This is a genomic window from Cupriavidus sp. WS, from assembly GCF_000395345.1.
Lineage (GTDB): Bacteria > Pseudomonadota > Gammaproteobacteria > Burkholderiales > Burkholderiaceae > Cupriavidus > Cupriavidus basilensis_B.
Genome location: NZ_AQPL01000081.1, coordinates 1 through 24,153, shown reverse-complemented (window position 1 = coordinate 24,153; position 24,153 = coordinate 1). Strand labels below are relative to the sequence as shown.

Genomic DNA, 24,153 nt, shown 5'->3' with positions numbered 1-24,153 from the left:
TCCGGTGCGGGTGCTGAAAGATCGGGTCAAAGCGCAATCAAAGACGGGTGCGTTCCTGCGCCAGCAGGTAGAGGCGGTTCCACAGCAGGCGGTTGAAGCCCACCACGAACACCGCCATCACGCCGATGCCCAGCGCGATGCGGGGAAAGTCGCCCTTGGCGGTCATCTCCGCGATGTAGCTGCCCAGGCCCGTGGCCACCAGCGTGCGGTCGCCCCAGGTCACGTATTCGGACACGATGCTGGCGTTCCACGAGCCGCCGGCCGCCGTCACCAGCCCGGTCAGCAGGCTGGGGAACACCGCCGGCACCAGGAAGCGCTTCCACATCAGCCAGCCGCGCAGGCCGAAGTTGCGCGCGGCCAGCTTGAGCTCGGTGGGAATGCCCGAGGCGCCGGCGATCACATTGAACAGGATGTACCACTGCGTGCCGAAAATCATCAGCGGGCTGAGCCAGATCTCCGGGTTCAGGCCGAAGCGCACGATCAGCATGACCACCAGCGGGAACATCAGGTTGGCCGGGAAGGCCGCCAGGAACTGCGCCACCGGCTGGGCGATGCGCGCCGCCGCCGGGTTGAGCCCGATGCGGATGCCGATCGGCACCCAGATCAGCGCGGCCAGGAAGATCAGCACCACCACGCGCACCATCGTCAGCAGGCCGAGCCACAGCACGTGGCCCACTTCGGCCCAGCCCACCTCGGTGCGCACGAAGTGCATCACGCGGTACAGCGCCGCCACCGCGACGAGCGTGATCACGATGGTGCCGGCGCGCTCGATCCACAGCGCGCGCCGGGCGTCGCCGCCGCGCGACGCGGTGGCCTTGCGCCCCGAGCCCCAGGCCAGCGTGCGTTCGGCCAGCGCGGCGGTGCGCGCCAGCAGCAGGCTGACCCACTCCGAGCGGCGCAGCAGGTTGAGCAGCCACGATTGCGGCTCGTTCTCCTGCGCCAGGGTCTCGAAGCGGAAGCGGTCGGCCCAGGCGATCAGCGGGCGGAACAGCAGCTGGTCATAGAGCACGATGCCGACCAGCATGGCCAGGATGGCCCAGCCGATCGCGGCGAGGTTCTGCTGCTGGATGGCCAGCGAGATGTAGGAGCCGATGCCGGGCAGCTTGATGTCGTTGCCGGACACCGAGATCGCCTCGGACGCCACCACGAAGAACCAGCCGCCGGACATCGACATCATCATGTTCCACAGCAGCCCCGGCATGGCGAACGGCACTTCGAGGCGCCAGAACTTCTGCCACGCGGACAGCCGGAACATGGCCGCGGCCTCCACCAGGTCGCTGGGGATGGTGCGGATCGACTGGTACAGGCTGAACGCCATGTTCCACGCCTGCGAGGTGAAGATGGCGAAGATGGCCGCGCATTCCACCCCGACCAGGCTGCCCGGGAACAGCGCGATGAAGCCGGTCACGGTGATCGACAGGAAACCCAGCACGGGGATCGACTGCAGGATGTCCAGCGCCGGTACCATGACCTTCTCGGCCGTGCGGTTCTTCGAGGCCAGCGCGGCGAAGGCGAACGAGAACAGCAGCGACGCCGCCAGCGCCAGCAGCATGCGGATGCTGGTGCGCAGCAGGTAGTACGGCAGGTAGGCGATGTCCAGATGCACGTCCAGCGGCTCGCCGGGCCGGTAGGGCACGTCCATCTGCCGCGCGGCGAAGGCCACCAGCACGATCGCCGCCAGGATGATCGGCAGCAACGCCAGGTCGAAGCGGTTCGGCGGCGCGGTCAGCAACTGGCTGACGTAGCCAGGGGAGGTGCGCGCGCTGGCCTTGTCGTGTTCGGCTTGCTGCATTGTCTTGGCTGAAGTTCGGTGGCTGCGGTTGCCCGGCGGGACCGGGTGGCCCGGGGCCTGGATGGATCGGCGTGCGGGGCGGCGGCCGTGCGTGGATTCCGGAGGGGCGCCGGCCGGGTGCCGGCGCGTCGCTGTGCTGTCGGCGTTACCTCAAGCGGCCTGCCCATACTGGTAACGCTTAGGGTAGCCACCTAGTTTACCTATATCGCATGGCAAGGCCGTTTCATGCGGCGGCGTGGAGAAAGCAGATGGAACAGCAGACGGGACCCCAGTGGGCGCATCGGCCGACAACGTGGCACCTCGTGGTCACGGGGCGCGTGCAGGGCGTGGGCTACCGCGCCGCGTGCGAGGACCGGGCGCGCGCGCTGGGGCTGGGCGGCTGGGTGCGCAACCGGCGCGACGGCTCGGTGGAGGTGATGGCCTACGGCCCGCCCGAGCGGCTCGCGGCGCTGCGCGAGTGGATGCGCGGCGGGCCGCCGGCCGCGCAGGTCGATGGCCTGCGGGTGGAAGCCGGCGCGGGCGTGTTCGACAGCTTCGACTGCCTGCCGACGGTCTAGCGCGCGGGGGCCTGATGAGCGTGGCTCGCGTGCCAGTCGACCGGCGCCATGCCGTGCCGCGCCAGCCACGCGTTGGCCAGCTTGAAGTGGCCGCAGCCGAGAAAACCGCGATGCGCCGACAGCGGCGACGGATGCGGCGCTTCCAGCACGTAGTGCGTGCCGGCCAGCAGCGGCTTCTTGGCCTGCGCGTGGCTGCCCCACAGCAGGAAGACCAGGTTGGGGCGGGCCGCGGACAGGGCCCGGATCAGGCAGTCCGTCACCGCTTCCCAGCCGCGCCGGGCGTGGCTGGCGGCCTGGCCTTGCTCCACCGTCAGCACGGTGTTGAGCAGCAGCACGCCCTGGCGCGCCCAGCCTTCCAGGTTGCCGGAGGCGGGCGGCGCCGCGTTGTCGCCGTACTCGGCGGCGATTTCCTTGAAGATGTTGCGCAGGCTCGGCGGCACGCGCACGCCGTCCGGCACCGAGAAGGCCAGGCCGTGCGCCTGCGGGATCTCGTGGCCGCCTACCGTGCCGGTGCCGTGGTACGGGTCCTGGCCGAGGATCACCACCTTGACCGTTTCGGGCGGGGTGAGGTGCAGCGCGTGGAAGACGTCGCGCGGGAACACCGGCTTGCCGGCGGCGCGCTCGCCGTCGACGAAGGCGGCGAGTTCCCGCCAGCCTTCGCCGTGCATGCAGGGCGCGAGCAGCTCGCGCCAGGCGGCGGGCAGCGCGGCGGCCTGGGCGTCCAGGCCGTCGGCGGGCGGGGGCGCCTTGGTGGCGGCCGGGGCGAACAGGTCGGCCTGCGCGCTCGTGGGTTTGCTCATGCGGATGCCTGCGGGAAAGGGATCAGGAAAGGGATCGGGAAAGGGATCAGGGCAAGGTTCGGCGAGGGCGCGTCAGGCGTCGGCCGTGCCCGCGAGCCGGTAGCCGCGCGCGGCCTTGCTCTGGTCGGAAGGCTTGAGCGGCGCCACGTTCTGCAGGCGCCGCGCCAGCGCGCGCAGCGCGGCTTCGGCGGCGGCCTGCGCCGGGCCCTGGCCGTCCTTGCCGGGCAGCCATTCCAGCTCGAGTTCGTGGATGGCGTCGCGCGCGCCGGCGCCGGGCACCGTGATCTCGCCCACGTCGAGCGCGGCCTCGATGCGCGCGCCGTCCTGCTCGATCAGCCAGGTGCGGCGCGTGAAGTCGGTGCGGAACACCGGCGCCAGCGCGGCGGCCAGCGGCGCGAGCAACTCGCGCGCCTCGGGCGGGAAGGCGCCGAGTTCGATGGCCTCGGCGGCGGTCGCGGTTTCCCACTCGTTGCGGGCGGCGAGCCCCGCCTCGCTCCTGCCGGCGGTCTTGAGCGTCTGCAGCCACTGCGCGCCGCGGCGGCGCAGCCGCAGCGCGGCGCGCGCGCGGGCCAGGTCGCGCGCGGGGGTGTCGAGGTAGACGTTGAGCAGCGTGTGCTCGCCGCGCGCCTCGCCGTGCGCGTCCAGCCATGCCACCAGCGCGGGCATGGCGCCGTCGGGCACCGCCAGCTTGAGTTCGATTTCCTGGGCCATGTCGGTGTGCGGCTCCGGTGGGTGTGCGGGTGTGCGTGCGATTGGGCGTGCGGACGTGCGGTCGGGCGACGCGATTGGACGATGCCGGCCGGGTCAGGCGAACAGGCGCGCCAGTTCCACGCCCGGCTCGGGCGCGCGCATGAACGCCTCGCCGACCAGGAACGCGTGCACGTCGGCATCGCGCATGCGCTGCACGTCGGCCGGGCCGAGGATGCCGGACTCGGTCACCACCAGCCGTTCGGCCGGGATGCGCGGCAGCAGGTCCAGCGTGTTGTCGAGCGAGACCTCGAAGGTGCGCAGGTTGCGGTTGTTCACGCCGAGCAGCGGCGTCTTCAGGCGCAGCGCGGCGTCGAGCTCCTCGCCGCCGTGCACTTCCACCAGCACGTCCATGCCGAGCTCGTGGGCGCAGGCTTCGAGCTCGGCCATCAGGCCGGGGTCGAGCGCGGAGACGATCAGCAGGATGGCGTCGGCGCCCCAGGTGCGCGCTTCATAGACCTGGTACAGGTCGATCATGAAGTCCTTGCGCAGCGCGGGCAGCGGGCAGGCGCCGCGCGCGCGCTTGAGGAAGTCGGGATGGCCCTGGAAGAAATTCACGTCGGTCAGCACCGACAGGCAGGCCGCGCCGTGGCTGGCGTAGCTCTCGGCGATCGCCTCGGGCACGAAGTGCTCGCGCAGCACGCCCTTGGACGGAGAGGCCTTCTTCACCTCGGCGATCACGCCGGCGTGGCCGGCGGCGATCTTCTCGCGCAGCGCGCGCTCGAAGCCGCGCGGCGCCAGGCCGGGCTCGGCGCGCAGGCTCTCGGCCTCGGCGCGCAGGCTGGGCAGGTCGCGCTTCTTGCGCGCGGCGCTGACCTCGTCGGCCTTGACGGCCAGGATCTTGTTCAGGATGTCGGACATGCGGGTTTCTCTTGCGGTGCGCGGCGCGCGGTGCGGATTACTTGAACTGCTGCGTGGCGCGCACGAACTGGTCGAGCTTCCCGCGCGCGGCGCCGCTGGCGATGGCCTCGCGCGCGCGGCGGATGCCGTCCTCGATCGAGCCGGCCACGTTGGCGGCGTACAGCGCGGTGCCGGCATTGAGCGCGACGATCTCGCGCGGCGTGCCGGGCACGTCGGTCAGCGCTTCGAGCAGCATTGCCTTCGATTCGATGGCGTCGGCCACCTTGAGGCCGCGGTTGGAGATCATCGACAGGCCGAAGTCCTCGGGGTGGATCTCGTACTCGCGCACCTCGCCGTCCTTGAGCTCGCCGACCAGCGTGGCGGCGCCGAGCGAGACCTCGTCCATGCCGTCCTTGCCGTACACCACCAGCGCGTGCTTGGCGCCCAGGCGCTGCATCACGCGCACCTGGATGCCGACCAGATCGGGGTGGAACACGCCCATCAGGATGTTGGGCGCGTCGGCCGGGTTGGTGAGCGGGCCGAGGATGTTGAAGATGGTGCGCACGCCCATTTCCTTGCGGATCGGCGCCACGTTCTTCATGGCCGGGTGGTGGGTGGGCGCGAACATGAAGCCGATGCCGGTCTGCTCGATGCACTGGCCGACCTGCTCGGGCGTGAGCATGATGTTGACGCCGAGCGCCTCCAGCACGTCGGCGCTGCCCGACTTGGAGCTCACGCCGCGGTTGCCGTGCTTGGCGATGCGCGCGCCGGCCGCGGCCGCGACGAACATCGAGGCGGTGCTGATGTTGAAGGTGTGCGAGCCGTCGCCGCCGGTGCCGACGATGTCGACGAAGTTCTCGCGGTCCTTGATTGAACCCAGCGGCACCTTGTTGGCGAACTCGCGCATCACCTGCGCCGCGGCCGAGATCTCGCCGATGGTTTCCTTCTTCACGCGCAGCCCGGTCAGGATGGCCGCGGCCATCACCGGGGAGATCTGCGCCTGCATGATCTGCCGCATCAGGTGCAGCATTTCGTCATGGAAGATCTCGCGGTGTTCGATGCAGCGGGTGAGGGCTTCCTGTGGCGTGATGGACATGGCGGTCTCGTTCGTGTCGTGGGCAGGCGCGGGCGCGGTGGCGATGGGGGTGTCGAGCCGCCTCATCGGCGCGCCTTGAGGAAGTTGGCCAGCAGCGCGTGGCCGTGCTCGGACAGGATCGACTCGGGGTGGAACTGCACGCCCTCGATGTCGAACTCCTTGTGGCGCACGCCCATGATCTCGCCGTCCGGCGTCCACGCCGTCACTTCCAGGCAGGCCGGCAGCGTCTCGCGCTCGATCGCCAGCGAATGATAGCGCGTCACGTCGAAGTGCCGGGGCAGGCCGGCGAACACGCCTTCCTGCGTGGTCTCGATGCGGCTGACCTTGCCGTGCATGACCTGCTTGGCGCGGATCACCTCGCCGCCGAAGGCCTCGCCGATGGCCTGGTGGCCCAGGCACACGCCCAGCAGCGGCACCTTGCCGGCGAAGTGCTGCAGCACCGCCACCGAGATGCCGGCTTCCTTGGGGCTGCACGGCCCGGGCGAGACGCAGATGTGGTCGGGCTTGAGGGCCTCGATCTCCTCGATGGTGATCTCGTCGTTGCGGTAGGTGCGCACGTCGGCGCCGAGTTCGCCGAAGTATTGGACGAGGTTGTAGGTAAACGAATCGTAGTTGTCGATCATCAGCAGCATGGCGGTTCCCTGTTCCCTGGCGTTCAGATGTCCGAGTCCAGGCCGTCCTGGACCTGCTCGGCGGCGCGGATCACGGCGCGCGCCTTGGCTTCGGTTTCCCTCCATTCGGCTTCGGGGTCGGAGTCGGCGACGATGCCGGCGGCGGCCTGCACGTACAGGTTGCCGTCCTTGACGATGCCGGTGCGGATGGCGATGGCCAGGTCCATCTCGCCGCCGAACGACAGGTAGCCCACCGCGCCGCCGTAGATGCCGCGCTTGCGCGGCTCGAGCTCGTCGATGATCTCCATCGCGTGCACCTTGGGCGCGCCCGACAGCGTGCCGGCCGGGAAGGTGGCGCGCAGCACGTCGAGGTTGCTCATGCCGGGCTTGAGCGTGCCTTCGACCGAGCTGACGATGTGCTGCACGTGCGAGTATTTCTCGATCACCATCTGGTCCGTGACCTTGACCGAGCCGATCTCGGCGATGCGGCCGATGTCGTTGCGCGCGAGGTCGATCAGCATCACGTGCTCGGCGATCTCCTTCGGGTCGCCGAGCAGCTCGGTGGCGAGCTGCGCGTCCTTCTCCGGCGTGTTGCCGCGCGGGCGCGTGCCGGCCAGCGGGCGGATGGTGACGATGTGGTCTTCGCGCTGGTCGCCGTTGCTGCCGCTGCGGCGGGTTTCCTGGCGCACCAGGATCTCGGGCGAGGCGCCCACGATCTGGAAGTCGCCGAAGTTGTAGAAGTACATGTACGGCGACGGATTGAGCGAGCGCAGCGCGCGGTACAGCGACAGCGGCGCGTCGCGGTACGGCTTGACCAGGCGCTGGCCGATCTGCACCTGCATCATGTCGCCGGCCATGATGTATTCCTTGGCCTTGTGCACGGCGGCGAGGTAGTCGGCCTTGTCGAACTCGCGGAACACCTCGGTCTGCACCGACGGGCTCGTGACCGGCACGTCCACCGGCTGGCGCAGCTTCATGCGCAGCTCGCGCAGGCGCTGGCGCGCGCGGGCGTAGGCCTCGGGCGTGGTCGGGTCGGCGTAGACGATCAGGTAGAGCTTGCCGGACAGGTTGTCGATCACGGCCAGCTCCTCGCACAGCAGCAACTGGATGTCGGGCAGGTTGAGGTCGTCCGGCTTCTGCGTGGCGGCCAGCTTTTTCTCGATGTAGCGCACCGCGTCGTAGCCGAAGTAGCCGGCCAGGCCGCCGCAGAAGCGCGGCAGGCCGGGGCGCAGCGCCACCTTGAAGCGCTGCTCGAAGGCGGCGATGAAGTCGAGCGGGTTGCCTTCGTGGGTTTCCACCACGCGGCCGTCGGTCACGACTTCGGTGCGCATGCCGTGCGCGCGCAGCAGCGTGCGCGCGTGCAGGCCGATGAAGGAGTAGCGGCCGAAGCGCTCGCCGCCCACCACCGATTCGAGCAGGAAGGTGTTGACCCCGCGCGTCTGCGACTGCGCCAGCTTGAGGTAGAGCGAGAGCGGCGTTTCCAGGTCGGCGAACGCCTCCGCGATCAGCGGGATGCGGTTGTAGCCCTGCTCGGCCAGCGATTTGAATTCCAGTTCGGTCATGTCGATCCTCTTGTGCGGCGGCGCGGTGCCCTGGGCTGTGCGCTCGCCGCGATGTCGGCAACTTGGGGCTGGAAGGTCGTCAGACCCGCCCCGGGGAAGGACCTGGCGCGGAACAAGCGTCCGCGCACGGCCGGGGTGGGCGTGCAGCGCGTTCGGGGGACAGCAGGCGCGGGGCCTGGGATGTCGGGCGGCTGGGAATACTGTGAAGGTCCGGCAACCTGCCGGTCTGGCCGGCCCCGTTCCATGTTAGTGCATCGACGATGCAGCAGATCCGGGAAGACGGGGGCGGTCAGGAGACTCGCGAACGCACTTTACGCCTGTTGGAAGGCACGCCAGCGACGCCAGGGCCAGGCCTGCCGATCACTGCCAGAAGAGATGCGCTTGCGGTTCAGAAACATGAAATCGTGTTCAGCGATTTACGGTTTGGATGCGGCGGTCCGGAGAAAACCGTTGGGTCGTGTCCGGCGCCGCTGGAGGCTTGCCTGGCTTGCCGCCGGTGCCCGATCCGCCAATCGCTTTATCTGCAATGTGACGCAAGCACCTCAGCCGCCTGGGCAATGGAATCGACTATACCATCGGCGTCGACGCCTTGTACAGGGTTGCCGTGGTTGTAGCCGTAAGGCACCAGCAGCACGCCCATGCCGGCCGCGCGCGCGGCGCGGGCGTCGTTTTCCGAGTCGCCGATGGCGGCCATCTCGGCTGCTTCCAGCCGGAACGCCTCGGCCACCTTGAGCAGCGGCAGCGGATCGGGCTTGCGCAGGGCGAAGGCGTCGCCGCCGTAGACCAGCTCGAAGAAGCGCGCCAGGCCGGTCCTGGCGAGCAGCGGCTCGGTGAAGTTGTGCGGCTTGTTGGTGACGCAGGCCAGGCGCAGGCCGGCGCCCTTGAGCGCGGCCAGCCCTTCGGCCACGCCGGGGTAGACGTGCGAGAACTGGCCGTTGATGTGGATGTACTCGCGGTCGTACAGCGCCAGCGCGTCGGCGAACATGCCGTTGGCGTGGGCCGGCGAGAGGCGCGCGTCGAGCACGCGCCGGATCAGGTTTTCCGAGCCCTTGCCGACGAAGCTGACGATCTGCTCGCGCGCCAGCGGCGCCAGCGGCCCGAGATGCGGGTGCAGATGCGCCAGCGCGGCCAGCATGGCGTTGACCGCGGCGTGGAAGTCGCCGGCGGTGTCGACCATCGTGCCGTCCAGGTCGACGATGACGCCGCGGATGCCGCGCCAGTCGGTGCGCTTGAGCCGGGCCGTGCTCATTGCCGGCCCGCCTTGGCTGCCTTGGCCAGCTCGGCGCGCAGCGCCGCCAGCACGCCCTTGTAGCCGCCGTCGGCATCCGGCTTGCCGAACACGGCCGAGCCGGCCACGAAGGTGTCGGCGCCGGCCGCGGCGATCTCGGCGATGTTGTCCACCTTCACGCCGCCGTCCACCTCCAGCAGGATGCGCCGGCCGGTGCGCTCGGCGTAGGCGTCGATGCGCTGGCGCGCGGCGCGCAGCTTGTTGAGCGTCTCGGGGATGAAGGACTGGCCGCCGAAGCCCGGGTTGACCGACATCAGCAGGATCACGTCGAGGCGGTCCATGACGTGGTCGAGGTGGTTCAGCGGCGTGGCCGGGTTGAACACCAGCCCGGCCTGGCAGCCGTGGTCGCGGATCAGCGCGAGCGTGCGGTCGACGTGCTCGCTGGCTTCCGGGTGGAAGGTGATGATGTTGGCGCCGGCCTTGGCGAAGTCCGGCACGATGCGGTCCACCGGGCGCACCATCAGGTGCACGTCGATCGGCGCCGTCACGTGCGGGCGGATCGCCTCGCACACCAGCGGGCCCACGGTCAGGTTCGGCACGTAATGGTTGTCCATCACGTCGAAGTGGATCCAGTCGGCGCCGTCCGCGGTCACGCGCTTGACTTCTTCGCCCAGGCGGGCGAAGTCGGCGGACAGGATGGAGGGGGCGATGCGGTAGTCGGCGGTGCTCATGGCGGCGGGCTCGTGGGGGGTGCGTTCAGCGCAAATCCAGCGCGAAGTCCGGTATTTTACCCTTCCCGGGCGGGGCAAGGCCGCCATGCCGGACGCGCCACGCCCGGGCGCGCGGCTTGCCGCACCCCCGGCGTTGCCGCACAATGCGGCTACCCTATCCTGCCGCGATGTGCCGACAATGAGCGAATACGCGTTTTCCGTGGCCGTGCGTACCCAGTACCTGGCCGACCAGTCCGACCCCGAGCGCGGGCGCCATGCCTTCGCCTACACCATCACCATCCACAATACCGGCGAGGTGGCCGCGCAGCTCATCTCGCGCCACTGGGTCATCACCGACAGCGACAACGGCACGCAGGAGGTGGCCGGCCTCGGCGTGGTGGGCCACCAGCCGCTGCTCAAGCCGGGCGAGCACTTCGAGTACACCAGCTGGGCCACCATCTCGACGCCGATCGGCTCGATGAAGGGCGAATATTTCTGCGTGGCCGAGGACGGCCACCGCTTCGAGGTGCCGATTCCGGAGTTCGCGCTGGTGCTGCCGCGCATGCTCCACTGATGGCCGGTGCCGGCGCGGTGCCGATGTGATGCCGATGTGGCGAGGAACCTAGTGCCCCGGCGCGCTGTCCTGATCCTGGCGGGCGGCGCTGCCGTCCTGGCCCGCGCGCGAGGGATGATCGTCGGGCGCGCGGGTGGGGCGCGGGTTCTTTTTCGCCGTGCCCATCGTCCAGACCACGATGAAGATCAGCAGGAAGAGCGCCACGCCGGCCTCGAGGGCGAACAGCAGCATGGGATGGGCTTCGAAAAACTGGCTCATGGCAGGATCACTTGGAGGCGACGCTGGGCATTGTAGGGCATCGGCAGATGCGGCCGTCCTCGCGGTTCCGAGTTCTTACCCAATCAAGATGGCTTATCCGGATTCCTTTCCCCGTTTCTCCTTTTTCCTGCCGGCGCCCGTGTCCGGCGCCGCGCGCGCGCGGCGCGCCGGCTGGCTCGCGCTGGCCGCGGCGGCGACGCTGCTGGCCGGCTGCATGAGCGGGCCGCCGCCGCGCGTCGAGGGGCCCGGCGGCGCGCGCCCCGGGGTGCCGCCGGCCGCCTCCGGCCAGAAGGGCCAGTTGCAGGCCGCCAGTTGGGCCGAGATCGGCGGCTGGAGCCAGGACGACGTGCGCGCCGCGTGGCCGGCGCTGCAGGCCAGCTGCCAGGCGCTCAAGAAGCGCGCCGAATGGAACCGCGTCTGCGCGATCGGCCTGATGGTCGACGCCGGCGACCTGGGCGCCATGCGCGCCTACTTCGAATCCAACTTCCAGCCGTACCGCGTGGTCAACGGCGACGGCACCGACAGCGGCCTGATCACCGGCTACTACGAGCCGATCCTGCACGGCTCGCGCACGCGCCAGGGCCAGTACCAGATTCCGCTCTACCGCAAGCCGGCCCAGTGGGGCAGCCGGCCGCTGCCGGCGCGCGGCGAGCTGCTGCAGAACCCGGCGCTGCGCGGCCACGAGCTGGTGTGGGTGGACGACGCCGTGGAAGCCGCGTTCCTGCAGATCCAGGGCTCGGGCCGCATCCGCCTGCAGGACGGCACCACGATGCGGGTGGGCTTCGGCGGCACCAACGACCAGCCGTTCCGCTCGTTCGGCAAGTGGCTGCTGGACCGCGGCGAGATCACGCCGGCGCAGGCCACCATGCAGGGCATCAAGGGCTGGGCGCGCTCCAACCCGGGTCGCGTGGACGAGATGCTCAACGTCAATCCGCGCTTCGTGTTCTTCCGCGAGCTGCCGCCGACCAACGAAGGCCCGGTCGGCGCGCTCGGCGTGCCGCTCACCGCGGAGCGCTCGATCGCGGTCGATCCGGCCACCATTCCGCTCGGCGTGCCGGTGTTCCTGTCCACCACGCGGCCGCTGTCGGCCGAGCCGATCCAGCGCCTGATGTTCGCGCAGGACACCGGCTCGGCCATCAAGGGCGGGGTGCGCGCCGACTTCTTCTGGGGCGCCGGCGACGCGGCCGGCGAGGCCGCCGGCCGCATGAAGCAGGGCGGCCGCATGTGGGTGCTGATGCCGCGCAGCTAGGGCGGTGCGTCCGCTCAGCGCGGGCGCCGGTCGACGATGCGGCGCGCCTTGCCGACCGAGCGCTCGACGCCGCCGGCGGGCAGGATCTCGATGCCGACGGTCACGCCGATGTAGGCCTTGATGTCGTAGGTCAGCTGCGCGCTGGCCTGCCGCGTGCCGGCCGGGTCCACGCCGTGCGCGCACTCCACGCGCACGGTCAGCACGTCGAGATGGCCATCCTTGGTCAGCACGCACTGGTAGTGCGGCGCCAGCTCGGCGTGCCTGAGGATCAGCTCCTCGATCTGCGAGGGGAACACGTTGACGCCGCGGATGATCATCATGTCGTCCGAGCGGCCCGTGACCTTCTCCATGCGGCGGAACGCGGCGCGCGCGCTGCCGGGCAGCAGGCGGGTCAGGTCGCGCGTGCGGTAGCGCACGATGGGCAGCGCTTCCTTGCTCAGCGTGGTGAAGACCAGCTCGCCGAATTCGCCGTCGGGCAGCACCTCGCCGGTGTCCGGGTCGATCACCTCCGGGTAGAAATGGTCTTCCCAGATGGTCGGGCCGTCCTTGGTCTCGGCGCATTCGCTGGCCACGCCCGGCCCCATCACTTCCGACAGCCCGTAGATGTCCACCGCCGAGATGCCCAGGCGCTTCTCGATGGCCACGCGCATCTCGGGCGTCCACGGCTCGGCGCCGAAGATGCCCACGCGCAGCGAGGTGGAGGCCGGGTCGATGCCCTGGCGCTCGAACTCGTCGGCGATCGCCAGCATGTAGCTCGGCGTGACCATGATGACCTCGGGTTTGAAGTCCTGGATCAGCTGCACCTGGCGCTCGGTCTGGCCGCCGCCGAACGGGATCGCGGTGAGGCCGGCCTTCTCCACGCCGTAGTGCGCGCCGAGGCCGCCGGTAAACAGGCCGTAGCCGTAGCTGATGTGCACCTTGTCGCCGCGCCGCGCGCCGGCCGCGCGTACCGAGCGCGCCACCACGGTGGCCCAGTTGTCGATGTCGTTGAGGGTGTAGCCTACCACCGTGGGCTTGCCGGTGGTGCCCGACGAGGCGTGGATGCGCGCGATGCGGTCCTGCGGCACGGCGAACATGCCGAACGGATAGTTGTCGCGCAGGTCCTGCTTGGCGGTGAACGGAAAGCGGGCGAGGTCGGCCAGCGAGCGCAGCTGGTCCGGGTGCACGCCGGCGGCGTCGAATTTGCGGCGGTAGACCGGCGAGTTCCGGTAGGCGTGGTCGAGCGACCATTTCAGGCGTTCGAGCTGCAAGGCCTGCAATGCGTCGCGGCTGGCGGTCTCGATCGGCTCTAGCGGCAGATCTGTGAGGCGCGTGCTCATGGTGTCTCCTGCGCGTGGGGGCTTGTGTTTCCGGCTGGCGTGTTGCGGGGGTGTATGGCGGCGAAGCCTACCGCGCCGGCTCGGTCGGGGCGACCACGTGGCCCTTGATCTGCGCGGACTTGCCGCGGAACATCGCCACGGTCTCGCCGGCGCGGTTGGTGACGCGGATGTCGTAGATGCCGTGCCGCCCGGACAGGACCTGCTCGGTGGCCTCGGCCGTGAGCAGGTCGCCGCCGTGCACGGGCTTGAGGAACTCGATGCTGCAGCCGGCCGCCACCGTGTTGATGTTGTGGCTGTTGCAGGCGAAGGCGAAGGTGGAATCGGCCAGCGTGAACATCAGCCCGCCGTGGCAGATGCCGTGGCCGTTGAGGAATTCGGGCCGCACCGGCATCGACAGGCGCGCGTAGCCGGGGCGCACCGCCTCGAGGGTGATGCCGAGCCAGCGGCTGCAGGCATCGGCTTCGTACATGCTGGCGGCGGCCGCTTCGGCGAGGGCCTGTGGAGTCTGGGTCAAGCTGGTCTCCTGGTGGGGCGGGGAGGCGTGGGGAAGGCGTGCAATCGCCGGGCGTTGAGGCAAGTGGCCTAGCGCCCGGTGAAGCGGGGCGCGCGCTTTTCCAGGAAGGCGTTCACGCCCTCCGCGTAGTCATGCGAGGCGCCGAGCTCGCGCTGCAGGTCGCGCTCGAGGTCGAGCTGGGCGTCGAGCCCCTGACTCGCGCCGGCATGCATGGCGTGCTTGATGGCCGCCAGCGCGCGCGTGGGCTGCGCCGCCAGGTGCGTGGCCAGCGCCAGCGCCTGCTCGGGCAGCAGCGGATCGTCCATGACTTCCCAGATCAGGCCCCATTTCTCGGCCTCGTCGGCGCCGAGCTTGTCGCCGGTCATCGCCAGCCCGAGCGCGCGCGCCATGCCGACGCGTCTGGGCAGCAGCCAGGTGCCGCCCGAATCCGGGACCAGGCCGATCTTGACGAAGGCCTGGATGAAGCTGGCCGAGCGCGCCGCCAGCACCATGTCGCAGGCCAGCGCCAGGTTGGCGCCGGCGCCCGCGGCGGTGCCGTTGACGGCGGCCACCACCGGCAGGGGCAGCTTCTGCAGGCGGCGGACCAGCCGGTTGAACCAGACGTCGATCAGTTCGCCCAGATCGGTCATGGCGCCCGGCGTGAAGTCCAGGTCGGCCAGGTCCTGCCCGGCGCAGAAGCCGCGGCCCGCGCCGGTCAGCAGCAGCGCGCGGGCGCCGCCGGCCTCGACGTGGTCGAGCGCCTGCTGGAGCACGGCGTGCATCTCGCGCGTGAAGGCATTGAGCTTGTCGGGGCGGTTGAGCGTGATGACCGCGACCTGGCCGTGCCAGGCGAGCAGTACCGGGCCGGAAGTCAGGCTGGCCTGAGGGGGCGTGTCTGGCATCGTTGTCTCCTGCCTTGGGTGGTGGCTGGTGGTCCTGGCCGGCGCGCGGCCTCTCTTCTATATGGGAGGCGTTGTGGCCCGACAAAAAGGCCCAACAAAAAGGCCCGATAAAATTAACCGACCAGTCGGTCGGCAAATGATAGCAACTTATCCGGCGGTGCGGAAGCGGGTCGCGCGCCATTTTGAGCGCGCGCTCCGGTCCGGACCCGCCGCTGGCCCCGGCGCACATTGCCGACCCGGCTGCCGGCGGGCGTGGCTCGTTTACCCCACTACGGGACCGGTCGCCGCCGGCCTGCCGATCGGGCGGGGCCGCTTATGCAACAATGGCCCTCACGATACTTGAATTGGCAAGTTCACGGTGCCCGCGAAGGGTTTCCGCACAGCAGGCTCCCGCAAAGCAACATATGTCCGATCGGCTCAACCAATCGCAGGACTTCGAGGACGGCATCGCGGTTGCCGTTGCCATCGTCGGGCGCGATGCACGCGGCGAGCTTGCCGTCACCGCCTGCAACGACCACTTCTTCCGGATCACCGGCGGCGCGCGCGCGGAGATGCCGGTTTTTCCCGCCGCGTTCGACGCGCTGTTTCCCGGCGGCGCGCAGCCCGGGTTCCGCGCGAAACTCCAGGAATGCTTCCGGTCCGGCGCCTCGCAGGAATTCGAGCAGGTATTTCCTCAGGCACCCGGGCAGGCACCCGAGCAGGCATGCGGCCGCCCCGAAGGCGCGCGGCGCTGGCGCCTCACGCTGAAACCCTTCCGGCATGCGGACGGCGGCGCGGCCGTGTCCGAGATTCTCGTGACCGGCGTCGACATCACCGCGAAGCTGCATCTCGCGCACGAGTTGGAAGTCAGCACCTCGCGCTTTCGCGCGGTGGTCGACTCGGCCTACGACGCGATCGTCACGATCGACGAGCAGCGCAACATCACGCTGTTCAACCGCGCGGCGGAGAACCTGTTCGGCTACGCCTCGGCCGAGGTGATCGGGCAGCCGATCGAAACCCTGCTGCCGGAAAAATTCCGCGCGCGCCATCCGCAGCACGTGCGGCAGTTCGCGGACTCGGTGCAGATGAGCCTGCGCTCGCTGAGCCCGCCGCGCATGGACGAGAGCAACAGCGTGTACGGGCGGCATCGCGACGGCACCATCATCCCGGTCGAAATCTCGATCTCCAAGATCAACGTGGACGGCGTGACCGAGTTCACCGCGGTCATCCGCGACATCACCGACCGCGCCCGGCTGATCGAGCTGCTGAAGAAGCAGGCCGTGACCGATGCCCTGACTGGCCTGCCGAACCGCCGCGAGTTCCTGGACTTCGTCGACAAGGTGCTCGGCACCGACGACATCGTGTCGGTGTTCATTCTCGACATCGATTTCTTCAAGAAGATCAACGACGGCTTCGGCCACGACGTCGGCGACGAGGTGCTGCGCGTGCTGGCGAAGGCCGGCATGTCGATCGCGCACGAGTCCAAGCTGTTCGCGCGCTGGGGCGGCGAGGAGTTCGTCGCGGCCCTGCCCGGCGCGGATGCCGGGCTCGCGCGCAGCATCGCGGAGCGGCTGCGCCAGCGCGTGGCGCAGCAGGACTTCGAGCACGCGTGGCGCGTGGAGCCGGTTCCGTTCACCGTCAGCATCGGCGTGGTCACGCGCGAGGCCGGCGAGTCCGACGTCGACACGCTGATGCGGCGCGCGGACCGCGCGCTCTACCGGGCCAAGGCATCCGGGCGCAATCGCGTCGAGGTCGGATAGGCGCGGTGCCTCGCCGCCGCCGCCATCAGGGCCGGTGGCGGCGCCGGATCATGCGGCCGCTGCCCGCGATGCCTCCAGCGTATCGCGCTTGATCTTCCTGGCGAGCGACCACTTGTGGACCTCGGTCGGGCCGTCGTAGATGCGGAACGCGCGCAGCTCGCGGAACGCCTGCTCGACGATGGTGTCGCGCGACACGCCGTTGCCGCCCAGGACCTGCACGCAGCGGTCGGCCACCCGGTAGAGCGCCTCGGACACCGCCACCTTCGTCATGGAGCTTTCGGCGGTGCCGGACGAGCCGGCGTCGAGCACGCCGGCGCACCAGTCGATCATCAGCGCGGCCTGCTGCAGGTCGATCAGGTTCTCCGCGAGCATGAAGCCCACGCCTTCGTGGTCGATCAGCAGCTTGCCGAACGCCTTTCGCGTGGTGGCATACGCGCGCGCGATCTCGTCGGCGCGCGTCACGGTGCCGAACCAGCGCATGCAGTGCGACAGCCGCGCCGGCGACAGGCGCACCTGCGCATAGCGGAAGCCTTCGTCGGCCTCGCCCAGCACCTGGCCGGCGGGCACGCGCAGGTCGTCGATCACGACCTGCGCATGGCCGCCGGGCATCGAGCTGTCGATGGTGTCGAGCACGCGCTCGAGCCGGATCGCCGGGTGCGGCAGGTCGACCAGGAACATGGTGGCGCGCGCGTGCTCGCCCTCGCCGGTGCGCGCCATCACGATGCCGACCGCCGCGCCTTCGGCGCCGGTGATGAACTTCTTGCGGCCGCGGATGATCCAGTCATCGCCCTCGCGCACCGCGGTGGTCTGCAGCATCGACGGGTCCGACCCGGCGCCGCCGTCCTCGGCGGGCTCGGTCATGAAGAACGCCGAGCGTGCTTCGCCGCTGACCAGCGGCGCCAGGAAGCGCGCCTTCTGCGCCGCGGTGCCCACCTTGCCGAGCAGGTACATGTTGCCCTCGTCGGGCGCCATCGTGTTGACCGCGACCGGCCCGAGCGGCGACAGGCCCGAGCGCTTGAGCACGGCCGCGGTCTCGCGCTGGCTCAGGTGCGACCCGTCGGGCAGGATGTGCGGCGTCATCACGCCGGCGGCGCGCGCCAGGCCGCGCAGTTCCGCGACGAGCGCGGCCGACGGGCCGTGCGCGGCGCAGCGCGGATCCTGCTCGTAGGGCACGACCACGTCGCGCACGAAGCGCTCGACGCGCTCGGCGATCTCGCGGCTTCTTTCGGTGGGACAGGCGGTGAACATGGCTGGCATCTCCTTGTGGCGTATCGGGCGGGCGGCCGTACAGGTCGGGCGGCGCATCCGCCGTTCGTGGCTGGTTTTCCACAGGATTGTAGGACAATCTTGTAGGATTGCGCCATCCCTCGCCAATGAAGGCGACCGGCCCGGCCCGCCCGCCGGATCCGCTAGAATTGCGCCCGTGACTACCGCACCCACATCCTTCTCCCCTCCCGCCGGCGCCGGCGCGCCGGACGACGCCGGCCAGAGCGCCTCCGACACGGTGTTCTTCGGCATCATGGGCGGCCTCGAGCTCGGCAGCTTCGTGCCGGGCCAGCGGCTCGTGGAAGCGGATCTCGCCACGCAGTTCGGCGTGGGCCGCAACTCCGTGCGCGAGGCGCTGCAGCGGCTGGCCGCCGAGGGCATCGTCGAGCTGCCGCGCCATCGCGGCGCGGTGATCCGGCGCCTGAGCCTGCAGGACACGCTCGACGTGCTCGACGTGGCCGAGCGCATGACCGGCCTGCTCGCGCGCGCCGCCGCGCGCGGCAGCGGCGACCGCGCGCACGCGCAGGCCCTGCGCGCCGCGGTGCAGGCGCTGGCGGGCGCGGGCAAGGCCGAGAAGGCGGAACGGGCGGAGCGGACGCGCCCGGGCGAGGCGTTCTCGGGCGCGCGCCGGCATTTCTATCGCACGCTGCTGGAGATGGGCGGCAACCGCGAGCTGCGCCGGCTGTTCCCGACCATCCACATGCCGGTCGTGCATGCGCAGCACCGGCTCGCGTCGCTGCAGCAAATGCGGCTGGCCGACTACCGGCGCATCGCCGCGGCGGTGCTCGCGGGCGATCCCGACGAGGCCGAAGCCGCCGGCGCCGCGCACGTGCAGAACGTGCGCGCGGCGATTCTCGCCGGCCAGCCCGGCTAGTCCCGCATCGGGGCGCCGCGCCGCGCGCTTTCGCCGTGCCCGCGGCGAGATCACATGGCGTGCCTGGCCGCTTCCTCGCGCAGCGCGGCGACGTCGCGCCGCGGCGGCGAGCCGAACATGCGCGCGTATTCGCGGCTGAACTGCGACGGGCTTTCGTAGCCGACCTGGAACGCCGCGGTCTCGACATTGGCGGCGTCGGCCGCCATCAGGCGGCGCGCTTCCAGCAGGCGCAACTGCTTCTGGTATTGCAGCGGCGTCATCGAGGTCAGCGCCTTGAACTGCCGGTGGAACGCCGAAGGGCTCATCTGCGCGGTCAGCGCCAGCTCCTCGATGCGCACCGGCTGCGCGAAGCGCTCGCGCAAGGCGTGGATGGCGCCGATGACGCGCTGCGCGTGGCTGTTGGCCAGCGCCAGCCGCGCGATCTCGCCGCCGTGCGGGCCGGTCAGCAGCCAGTAGCTGATCTCGCGCATGAGCAGCGGGTGGAGCATCGGGATGGCGCGCGGCGTATCGAGCAGGCGCACCATGCGCAGCGCGCAGTCGGCCAGCGGCCCGTCGAAGTCGGTGACGAACACGCCGGAGCGGGCCTCGCCGCTGGCCTGCGGCGGCGCATCCAGCGCTTCCATCACGTCGCGCATGATGGCCAGGTCGAACTCGATGACCACGCCGAGATACGGCTTGTCCGGGCTGGCCTCGACGACGCGGCCGAACGCCGGCGCTTCGACGCTGACGATCAGCGCCTGCCCCGCGCGGTAGTCGAACCGCTTGTCGCCGAAGGTCGTCCATTTCGCGCCCTGCACGACGATGCACAGCGCGGGCTTGAAGATCAGGAGGCTGGGCGGCTTCTCGCGGTTCGAGCGCAGGATCGTGAGGCCGTCGATGGCCGTGGCGAACGGGCTCGCGCCGGTCTGCGCGTCGGTGTAGCGGGTGACGGCATCCAGCAGGGCATCGGGCGGGGTATCTGGCATGTGCGGGTCTCGCTGCGTCTGGCATTCCCGGCCGTTATAGCCACCTCGGCAGGATTAGGCAAGAAACAGGCGAGTTTCGGCATTCAACGCGGACGCGCGCGGGACTACCTTGTCACCACGCCAAACCACTTGCAGGAGCCAGCCATGCCCAACCACACCAGCAGCACCGATGCGCGCGCCCCGATCGCCATCGTCACCGGCGGCAGCCGCGGCATCGGCCGCAATACCGTGCTCAGCCTCGCCCGGCGCGGGGTCGATTCGATCTTCACCTACCACGCCAACCGCGCCGAAGCCGCGCAGGTGAGCGCAGAGGCCGAAGCAATGGGGCGCCGCGCCGTCGCGCTGCAGCTCGACGCCGGCGACAGCGCATCGTTCGACCGTTTCGTGCAGGCGGTCCGGCAGGCGCTGGCCGGCCTGGGCGCCGCGCGCTTCGACTACCTCGTCAACAATGCGGGCACCTCGCTGCACAACGCCTTCGCGCAGACGACCGAGGACGAGGTGGACAGCATCTACCGCATTCACTTCAAGGGGGTGTTCTTCCTGACGCAGAAGCTGCTGCCGCTCATCGACGACGGCGGGCGCATCGTGAACATTTCCTCGGGGCTGACGCGCGTGGCGCTCCCCGGCGTGGCGGCCTACGCGGCCATGAAGGGCGCGGTCGAGGTGCTGACGCGCTGCATGGCCAAGGAGCTCGGCCCGCGCGGGATCGCCGTCAACACCGTCGCCCCGGGCGCGATCGCCACCGACTTCAGCGGCGGCATCGTGCGCGACAACCCGGAGATGAACAAGCGCGTGGCGGACATGACGGCGCTCGGCCGCGTCGGCGAGCCGGACGACGTCGGCCCGATGATCGCCGCGCTGCTCTCCGGCGATAACCGCTGGGTCAACGCGCAGCGCATCGAGGTCTCGGGCGGCATGGCGATCTAGCGCTCACCGGTGCCAGTAGCCGACGCCGTAGTGCCACGCCCCGTAGGGCGGATACTTTCGCATGGCATTCATGATCCTCTCCTTGCTGGTCGATGCCGCGCGCTGGCGGCATCGGGACGACTGCATTGTGGCCGCGCAGAGTGAGGAGAGAATGAGGCGCCGGTCCGGGCGCCTGCCGGCGGGCCGCGCTCATTTTCGGCTCATTGTGGCTGCTTAGCATGGGTTGCACGGCCCCCGGCGGCGCAGAACGAACGCCGGCGGGGTCCGGTTCGAAACCCACCGGAGACCACCATGTTCGACACCCTGATGCTCAAGCTGAACCACTGGATGGAACGCAGCGCGCAGCGCCGCACCGAAGCCTGGCTGGCTTCGTCCAACGATGCCGACGAACTCGACCGCCGTCTGCGCGAGATGGATAGCCGCGGGCGCATCTACTGACGCCCGCCAGCCGCCAGGCCGGCGCCGCGCTACGTGGCCGGGATGCTCCAGCCCAGCCCGCGCACGTTGCGGATGACGGTGCTGCCGAACTTGCGGCGGATGCTGTAGATGATGGCGTCGACGGCGTTGCTCTCGACCTCCTCGCCCCAGCCGTACAGCCGCTCCTCCAGCTGCTCGCGCGACAGGATGGCGTTGGGCCGCTCGAGCAGCGCCAGCAGCAGCGCGTACTCGCGCGCGGACACGTTCTCCGTGCGGCCGTCGAAGCTCAACTGGCGCGCGTTGATGTCGAGCACGACCCGGCCGTGGCCGATGGTCGCGCTCGCGTAGCCCGACTTGCGCCGCACCACGGCGCGGATGCGGGCCAGCAGTTCCTTGCTCTCGAAGGGCTTGACGACGTAGTCGTCGGCGCCCAGGTCGAGCCCGGCGACGCGCGTGTCGACGTCGTCGCGCGCGGTGATGATGAGGACCGGCGTGGGGTTGTTGTCGCCGCGCAGCCATTGCAGCAGCGCCATGCCGTCCATGCCGGGCAGGCCGAGGTCGAGCAGGATGGCGGTGTAGGAGCCGTCAGCGATGGCGGAGCGGCCGAGATCGCCGTTGCGCACCCAGTCGACGCTGCACGACGCATCCTTCAGCGCATGCACCAGGCTCTGGCCGATCTGCGGATCGTCCTCGATCAGCAGGATTCTCATGGCAACGATCCTCCCTCGGGCGGCGCCGCGGCTAACGCGGCTATTGTATGGGCAGCACGATGCGCGCCACAACGCCCGAGGCGCCGTCCGGGCGCGCCGCCAGCGTCACGCGGCCGCCGTGGTTGGCCGCCAGCGTCTGCGCGATGGCCAGGCCCAGGCCGCTGCCTTCCTCGTCGGAGGCGCCGCCGCGGAAAAAGCGGTCGAACACGCGCGCGCGGTCGGCCGGCGGGATGCCGGGGCCGTTGTCCGCCACCTCGATCACCGCGCTGGCGCCCTCGCGCAGCACGCTGACGTCGACGCGGCAGTCCGCGCCGTCCGCACCCGCGCCGCCGTAGCGGATCGCGTTGTCGATCAGGTTCTTGACCAGCACGCGCAGGTCGGCCTCGGCGCACACCAGCGAGATGTCGTCGAGGCGCTCGGCGCCAAGGTCGACGCCGCGGTCGATGGCCAGCGGCAGCAGGTCGGCGATGACATCGGTCACGACCTGCGGCAGCGACACCGCCTGCGGGGCGTTCTGTGCGCCGCCCATCTCGGCGCGCGCCAGGCCCAGCAACTGCGCGATCAGCGAAGCGGTGCGGCGGATGCCGCGCTGCAGCTCGTCGAGCCGCCCGTCGCGGTCGGCCGGCGTGGCCTGGCGCAGGTTGTCCACCTGCAACTGCATCGCGGTGATCGGCGTGCGCAGCTCGTGCGCGGCGTTGGCGATGAAGCGGCGCTCCGCCTCGATCAGCGTCGACAGCCGGTCCATCATGCGGTTGATCGAATCGAGGAAGGGGCGCAGCTCGTCGGGCGCCTCCTTGTCTTCCAGCGGCTGCAGGTGGTTCAGGTCAGCGCGCGCCGCGCGCTGGCCAAGCCGCTCCAGCGGGCGCAGCGACAGCCGCACGGTGACGTGCACGATCAGCACCAGCAGCGGCAGCAGCGCCACCACCGGCAGCGCCGCCCACAGCGCGACGCGCCAGGCGTTGGCGCTGCGCACGCGGCGCTGCTCGGCGATCTGCAGGTAGGCATCGCCGGCCTGCAGGGCGAACGCATCCCAGAGCTGGCCGCCGGCCTCCAGCGACGAGAAGCCGGGCCGGGCGCGCGGCAGCGTCACGCCGGGATCGCTGGTGTGGCCGGGGCGCGCGCCGTCGCCGGGGCCCCACACCTGCACCACCACGTTCTTGGCCGGCAGCGGCGCGCCGCCCGGCAGCGTCGGCGGGGTGGGGCGGACGGCGGCGGCGGCCTCCTGCAGGTCGTCGTTGAACTGGTTGCCGAGGCTGCGCACGACCAGGTAGGCGCCGAGCGCCCCCAGCAGGCCGACCAGTAACGCGAGACTGCCGAGCGCCACGCTGAGGCGGCGGTGCAACGATCTGGCGACAAACGGGTTGGCCATCGCGGGCTCCGGTCGGTGCGATGGGGCGAGTGTGCCTCAGCCGCCGGCGGGTGCCAACCTGGCCGCATGGCGGTCCCGCGCCATATAGCCAGCGCCTGCCAGAGCGGGTATCGTCTCGCGGACGACTGACACCGGTCCACCATCGATCCACTTCCAAGGAGGAGAAGACATGCCGTATGACAACATCCTGGTCGAAACCCGCGGGCGCGTCGGCCTGGTGACGCTGAACCGTCCCAAGGCGCTCAATGCGCTCAACGACGCGCTGATGGACGAGCTGGGCGCCGCGCTGGCGGCCTTCGACGCCGACGAAGCCATCGGCAGCATCGTGATCACCGGCAGCGAGCGCGCCTTTGCCGCCGGCGCCGACATCGGCATGATGGCCAAGTACTCCTATATGGATGCGTACAAGGGCGACTACATCACGCGCAACTGGGAAACCATCCGCCGCATCCGCAAGCCGGTGATCGCCGCGGTGGCCGGCTACGCGCTCGGCGGCGGCTGCGAGCTGGCGATGATGTGCGACATCATCATCGCGGCGGACAGCGCCCGCTTCGGCCAGCCGGAAGTGAAGCTGGGCACCATGCCCGGCGCCGGCGGCACCCAGCGCCTGCCGCGCGCGGTGTCCAAGGCCAAGGCGATGGACCTGTGCCTGACCGCGCGCATGATGGACGCGGCCGAGGCCGAGCGCGCCGGCCTGGTGTCGCGCGTGGTGCTCGCCGACAAGCTGATCGAGGAAGCGCTGGGCGCGGCCGAGACCATCGCCGGCTTCTCGCTGCCGGTGGTCATGATGATCAAGGAATCGGTCAACGCCGCCTACGAGACCAGCCTGTCCGAGGGCGTGCACCTGGAGCGGCGCCTGTTCCATTCGACCTTCGCGACCGAGGACCAGAAGGAAGGCATGGCGGCATTTGTGGAGAAACGCGCACCCGCGTTCAAGCATCGCTGAATCTTGATAGGCGAATACCCGAGTAACTCCATCGGGTATTCCTGCCGCTCCGTTTTTCGGAAATACGGTATTTCCCTTAAAGATCAATGGCTTGATCTTGTCCGTTCGGGCTTGTCTTCATATTCGCGTAACAAATCGATTGCCAAGGCTCGATTGGGGCCTTAATATTCGCTCCCTCACAACACGAAGCTTGGCTGCAAAG

At 70.1% G+C, this 24,153-nt stretch carries 25 protein-coding genes; 8 read left to right on the top strand and 17 right to left on the bottom strand.

All coding sequences use genetic code 11. The annotated features are described in order from the left end of the window. Window positions 1–37: 37 nt before the first annotated feature. Entirely contained in the window at window positions 38–1,792 is a 1,755-nt protein-coding gene (locus K206_RS0108430; protein WP_020201975.1) for an ABC transporter permease subunit, read from the bottom strand. Window positions 1,793–2,040: 248 nt separating this feature from the next. Between K206_RS0108430 and K206_RS0108425 the strand changes: the two genes are divergently transcribed. Then, entirely contained in the window at window positions 2,041–2,349 is a 309-nt protein-coding gene (locus K206_RS0108425; protein WP_020423708.1) for an acylphosphatase, read from the top strand. Here the strand turns inward: K206_RS0108425 and K206_RS0108420 are convergent. The 8 genes from K206_RS0108420 to rpe form a co-directional block, all read right to left on the bottom strand. Continuing rightward, on the bottom strand, window positions 2,346–3,149 hold the full coding sequence (locus K206_RS0108420; RefSeq protein ID WP_020201973.1) for a uracil-DNA glycosylase: 804 nt from the start codon (window positions 3,147–3,149) through the stop codon (window positions 2,346–2,348). The genes K206_RS0108425 and K206_RS0108420 overlap by 4 nt on opposite strands. 72 nt (window positions 3,150–3,221) lie before the next feature. Further along, on the bottom strand, window positions 3,222–3,860 hold the full coding sequence (locus K206_RS0108415) for an inorganic triphosphatase (RefSeq protein WP_020201972.1): 639 nt from the start codon (window positions 3,858–3,860) through the stop codon (window positions 3,222–3,224). Between the two features lie 93 nt (window positions 3,861–3,953). Then, window positions 3,954–4,757 (bottom strand): indole-3-glycerol phosphate synthase TrpC, encoded by an 804-nt coding sequence (gene trpC / locus K206_RS0108410; protein WP_020201971.1) that lies wholly within the window; start codon window positions 4,755–4,757, stop codon window positions 3,954–3,956. A 37-nt stretch (window positions 4,758–4,794) separates the two neighbouring features. Beyond that, window positions 4,795–5,832 (bottom strand): anthranilate phosphoribosyltransferase, encoded by a 1,038-nt coding sequence (gene trpD, locus K206_RS0108405; RefSeq protein ID WP_043365885.1) that lies wholly within the window; start codon window positions 5,830–5,832, stop codon window positions 4,795–4,797. 62 nt (window positions 5,833–5,894) lie between these two features. Next, a complete protein-coding gene (locus tag K206_RS0108400; RefSeq protein ID WP_020201969.1) occupies window positions 5,895–6,464 on the bottom strand; it encodes an aminodeoxychorismate/anthranilate synthase component II in 570 nt (189 codons plus the stop codon). A gap of 23 nt (window positions 6,465–6,487) precedes the next feature. Then, entirely contained in the window at window positions 6,488–8,005 is a 1,518-nt protein-coding gene (gene trpE, locus K206_RS0108395; protein WP_020201968.1) for an anthranilate synthase component I, read from the bottom strand. A 517-nt stretch (window positions 8,006–8,522) separates the two neighbouring features. Then, complete coding sequence (gene gph / locus K206_RS0108390) at window positions 8,523–9,254, bottom strand: phosphoglycolate phosphatase (protein WP_020201967.1); 732 nt, start codon at window positions 9,252–9,254, stop codon at window positions 8,523–8,525. After that, window positions 9,251–9,964 (bottom strand): ribulose-phosphate 3-epimerase, encoded by a 714-nt coding sequence (gene rpe, locus K206_RS0108385; RefSeq protein WP_020201966.1) that lies wholly within the window; start codon window positions 9,962–9,964, stop codon window positions 9,251–9,253. The genes gph and rpe overlap by 4 nt, the downstream gene beginning before the upstream one ends. A gap of 178 nt (window positions 9,965–10,142) precedes the next feature. On the opposite strand from rpe, the gene apaG reads away from it, so the two are divergent. Then, complete coding sequence (apaG, locus tag K206_RS0108380; RefSeq protein ID WP_020201965.1) at window positions 10,143–10,517, top strand: Co2+/Mg2+ efflux protein ApaG; 375 nt, start codon at window positions 10,143–10,145, stop codon at window positions 10,515–10,517. Window positions 10,518–10,565: 48 nt separating this feature from the next. Here apaG and K206_RS0108375 read toward each other — a convergent pair whose 3' ends face one another. Next, a complete protein-coding gene (locus K206_RS0108375; RefSeq protein WP_020201964.1) occupies window positions 10,566–10,775 on the bottom strand; it encodes a hypothetical protein in 210 nt (69 codons plus the stop codon). Window positions 10,776–10,863: 88 nt separating this feature from the next. On the opposite strand from K206_RS0108375, the gene K206_RS0108370 reads away from it, so the two are divergent. Beyond that, window positions 10,864–12,024, top strand: coding sequence for a murein transglycosylase A (locus K206_RS0108370; protein WP_020201963.1), 1,161 nt, complete (start codon window positions 10,864–10,866; stop codon window positions 12,022–12,024). 14 nt (window positions 12,025–12,038) lie between these two features. On the opposite strand, the gene paaK is transcribed toward K206_RS0108370, so the two are convergent. From paaK to paaG, 3 genes are all read right to left on the bottom strand, one after another. Beyond that, window positions 12,039–13,343, bottom strand: a complete 1,305-nt coding sequence (gene paaK / locus K206_RS0108365) for a phenylacetate--CoA ligase PaaK (protein WP_020201962.1) — start codon at window positions 13,341–13,343, stop codon at window positions 12,039–12,041. Window positions 13,344–13,410: 67 nt separating this feature from the next. After that, on the bottom strand, window positions 13,411–13,857 hold the full coding sequence (gene paaI, locus K206_RS0108360) for a hydroxyphenylacetyl-CoA thioesterase PaaI (protein WP_020201961.1): 447 nt from the start codon (window positions 13,855–13,857) through the stop codon (window positions 13,411–13,413). A gap of 68 nt (window positions 13,858–13,925) precedes the next feature. After that, a complete protein-coding gene (paaG, locus tag K206_RS0108355; RefSeq protein ID WP_020201960.1) occupies window positions 13,926–14,738 on the bottom strand; it encodes a 2-(1,2-epoxy-1,2-dihydrophenyl)acetyl-CoA isomerase PaaG in 813 nt (270 codons plus the stop codon). Window positions 14,739–15,142: 404 nt separating this feature from the next. Here paaG and K206_RS0108350 point away from each other — a divergent pair, with 404 nt between their 5' ends. Next, entirely contained in the window at window positions 15,143–16,477 is a 1,335-nt protein-coding gene (locus K206_RS0108350; RefSeq protein ID WP_020201959.1) for a sensor domain-containing diguanylate cyclase, read from the top strand. 48 nt (window positions 16,478–16,525) lie between these two features. On the opposite strand, the gene K206_RS0108345 is transcribed toward K206_RS0108350, so the two are convergent. Then, window positions 16,526–17,725, bottom strand: a complete 1,200-nt coding sequence (locus K206_RS0108345; RefSeq protein ID WP_020201958.1) for an acyl-CoA dehydrogenase family protein — start codon at window positions 17,723–17,725, stop codon at window positions 16,526–16,528. A 256-nt stretch (window positions 17,726–17,981) separates the two neighbouring features. Between K206_RS0108345 and K206_RS0108340 the strand changes: the two genes are divergently transcribed. After that, the gene (locus K206_RS0108340) at window positions 17,982–18,617 is read left to right on the top strand and encodes a GntR family transcriptional regulator (protein WP_020423707.1); all 636 of its coding nucleotides are present in this window, start codon (window positions 17,982–17,984) and stop codon (window positions 18,615–18,617) included. 50 nt (window positions 18,618–18,667) lie between these two features. On the opposite strand, the gene K206_RS0108335 is transcribed toward K206_RS0108340, so the two are convergent. Beyond that, window positions 18,668–19,582, bottom strand: a complete 915-nt coding sequence (locus tag K206_RS0108335) for an AraC family transcriptional regulator (RefSeq protein ID WP_020201956.1) — start codon at window positions 19,580–19,582, stop codon at window positions 18,668–18,670. Window positions 19,583–19,726: 144 nt separating this feature from the next. Between K206_RS0108335 and K206_RS0108330 the strand changes: the two genes are divergently transcribed. Together K206_RS0108330 and K206_RS41495 are read left to right on the top strand one after the other, a co-directional pair. Then, window positions 19,727–20,509, top strand: coding sequence for an SDR family NAD(P)-dependent oxidoreductase (locus K206_RS0108330; protein WP_020201955.1), 783 nt, complete (start codon window positions 19,727–19,729; stop codon window positions 20,507–20,509). Window positions 20,510–20,800: 291 nt separating this feature from the next. Beyond that, window positions 20,801–20,947 (top strand): DUF3563 family protein, encoded by a 147-nt coding sequence (locus tag K206_RS41495; protein WP_020201953.1) that lies wholly within the window; start codon window positions 20,801–20,803, stop codon window positions 20,945–20,947. A gap of 29 nt (window positions 20,948–20,976) precedes the next feature. Here K206_RS41495 and K206_RS0108315 read toward each other — a convergent pair whose 3' ends face one another. Together K206_RS0108315 and K206_RS0108310 are read right to left on the bottom strand one after the other, a co-directional pair. Beyond that, on the bottom strand, window positions 20,977–21,636 hold the full coding sequence (locus K206_RS0108315) for a response regulator transcription factor (RefSeq protein ID WP_020201952.1): 660 nt from the start codon (window positions 21,634–21,636) through the stop codon (window positions 20,977–20,979). A 40-nt stretch (window positions 21,637–21,676) separates the two neighbouring features. Continuing rightward, window positions 21,677–23,005 (bottom strand): HAMP domain-containing sensor histidine kinase, encoded by a 1,329-nt coding sequence (locus K206_RS0108310; protein WP_020201951.1) that lies wholly within the window; start codon window positions 23,003–23,005, stop codon window positions 21,677–21,679. Between the two features lie 169 nt (window positions 23,006–23,174). On the opposite strand from K206_RS0108310, the gene K206_RS0108305 reads away from it, so the two are divergent. Beyond that, window positions 23,175–23,951, top strand: coding sequence for an enoyl-CoA hydratase (locus K206_RS0108305; protein WP_020201950.1), 777 nt, complete (start codon window positions 23,175–23,177; stop codon window positions 23,949–23,951). Window positions 23,952–24,153 lie beyond the last annotated feature (202 nt).

What these genes read in the sequence shown, in the direction of transcription:
- K206_RS0108430 (WP_020201975.1), bottom strand. Translation starts at nt 1,792, where the DNA reads ATGCAGCAAGCCGAACACGACAAGGCCAGCGCGCGCACCTCCCCTGGC.
- K206_RS0108425 (WP_020423708.1), top strand. Translation starts at nt 2,041, where the DNA reads ATGGAACAGCAGACGGGACCCCAGTGGGCGCATCGGCCGACAACGTGG.
- K206_RS0108420 (WP_020201973.1), bottom strand. Translation starts at nt 3,149, where the DNA reads ATGAGCAAACCCACGAGCGCGCAGGCCGACCTGTTCGCCCCGGCCGCC.
- K206_RS0108415 (WP_020201972.1), bottom strand. Translation starts at nt 3,860, where the DNA reads ATGGCCCAGGAAATCGAACTCAAGCTGGCGGTGCCCGACGGCGCCATG.
- trpC (WP_020201971.1), bottom strand. Translation starts at nt 4,757, where the DNA reads ATGTCCGACATCCTGAACAAGATCCTGGCCGTCAAGGCCGACGAGGTC.
- trpD (WP_043365885.1), bottom strand. Translation starts at nt 5,832, where the DNA reads ATGTCCATCACGCCACAGGAAGCCCTCACCCGCTGCATCGAACACCGC.
- K206_RS0108400 (WP_020201969.1), bottom strand. Translation starts at nt 6,464, where the DNA reads ATGCTGCTGATGATCGACAACTACGATTCGTTTACCTACAACCTCGTC.
- trpE (WP_020201968.1), bottom strand. Translation starts at nt 8,005, where the DNA reads ATGACCGAACTGGAATTCAAATCGCTGGCCGAGCAGGGCTACAACCGC.
- gph (WP_020201967.1), bottom strand. Translation starts at nt 9,254, where the DNA reads ATGAGCACGGCCCGGCTCAAGCGCACCGACTGGCGCGGCATCCGCGGC.
- rpe (WP_020201966.1), bottom strand. Translation starts at nt 9,964, where the DNA reads ATGAGCACCGCCGACTACCGCATCGCCCCCTCCATCCTGTCCGCCGAC.
- apaG (WP_020201965.1), top strand. Translation starts at nt 10,143, where the DNA reads ATGAGCGAATACGCGTTTTCCGTGGCCGTGCGTACCCAGTACCTGGCC.
- K206_RS0108375 (WP_020201964.1), bottom strand. Translation starts at nt 10,775, where the DNA reads ATGAGCCAGTTTTTCGAAGCCCATCCCATGCTGCTGTTCGCCCTCGAG.
- K206_RS0108370 (WP_020201963.1), top strand. Translation starts at nt 10,864, where the DNA reads ATGGCTTATCCGGATTCCTTTCCCCGTTTCTCCTTTTTCCTGCCGGCG.
- paaK (WP_020201962.1), bottom strand. Translation starts at nt 13,343, where the DNA reads ATGAGCACGCGCCTCACAGATCTGCCGCTAGAGCCGATCGAGACCGCC.
- paaG (WP_020201960.1), bottom strand. Translation starts at nt 14,738, where the DNA reads ATGCCAGACACGCCCCCTCAGGCCAGCCTGACTTCCGGCCCGGTACTG.
- K206_RS0108350 (WP_020201959.1), top strand. Translation starts at nt 15,143, where the DNA reads ATGTCCGATCGGCTCAACCAATCGCAGGACTTCGAGGACGGCATCGCG.
- K206_RS0108345 (WP_020201958.1), bottom strand. Translation starts at nt 17,725, where the DNA reads ATGTTCACCGCCTGTCCCACCGAAAGAAGCCGCGAGATCGCCGAGCGC.
- K206_RS0108335 (WP_020201956.1), bottom strand. Translation starts at nt 19,582, where the DNA reads ATGCCAGATACCCCGCCCGATGCCCTGCTGGATGCCGTCACCCGCTAC.
- K206_RS0108330 (WP_020201955.1), top strand. Translation starts at nt 19,727, where the DNA reads ATGCCCAACCACACCAGCAGCACCGATGCGCGCGCCCCGATCGCCATC.
- K206_RS41495 (WP_020201953.1), top strand. Translation starts at nt 20,801, where the DNA reads ATGTTCGACACCCTGATGCTCAAGCTGAACCACTGGATGGAACGCAGC.
- K206_RS0108315 (WP_020201952.1), bottom strand. Translation starts at nt 21,636, where the DNA reads ATGAGAATCCTGCTGATCGAGGACGATCCGCAGATCGGCCAGAGCCTG.
- K206_RS0108310 (WP_020201951.1), bottom strand. Translation starts at nt 23,005, where the DNA reads ATGGCCAACCCGTTTGTCGCCAGATCGTTGCACCGCCGCCTCAGCGTG.
- K206_RS0108305 (WP_020201950.1), top strand. Translation starts at nt 23,175, where the DNA reads ATGCCGTATGACAACATCCTGGTCGAAACCCGCGGGCGCGTCGGCCTG.